Source organism: Mesorhizobium sp. M7A.F.Ca.MR.362.00.0.0, from assembly GCF_004023175.1.
Lineage (GTDB): Bacteria > Pseudomonadota > Alphaproteobacteria > Rhizobiales > Rhizobiaceae > Mesorhizobium.
The window spans coordinates 1-374 of record NZ_RZTF01000944.1; the positions used below are offsets into that span (position 1 = coordinate 1).

1 pseudogene is annotated in these 374 nt (G+C 63.1%); it reads left to right on the forward strand.

Going from position 1 to position 374, the window contains the following annotated elements:
- Positions 1 to 308 (forward strand): annotated as a pseudogene (locus EOC06_RS38625) (hypothetical protein); the annotation flags it as partial.
- Positions 309 to 374: the final 66 nt, after the last annotated feature.

Sequence of the window (374 nt, forward strand, 5' to 3'; positions counted from 1 at the left end):
CCTCCGGCCTGCTGCATGCGCTCGGCAAATTCGGCAGCACCTTCCACAGGCCCGGCACGCCAATTCCGATGTGGCCGGCCGCTTGGCCCGATCCGTTCCGCAGTGCGGTGCTCGCCAGCCGGTTGCCTGCAATGCTGGCGACGACAGTGGCCCTCGGCCGTGCTTTGCCTGAGGTCTGGTCGGGCGGCTCCTTCGCGGCCCTCGCCATGCCACTGACCTTGCTCGGCTGTTATCTCTTGTGGACCAAGGCCGATCTGCTGCTGTTCGGCGTGGGTACCAAGGCGATCCGCCAGATTTCCACATGTTGAGCTCGCTTTTGAAACGACCGGATGGCGAGATGGAGAATGACATGTTTGGCAGCGTGTATCATCAGG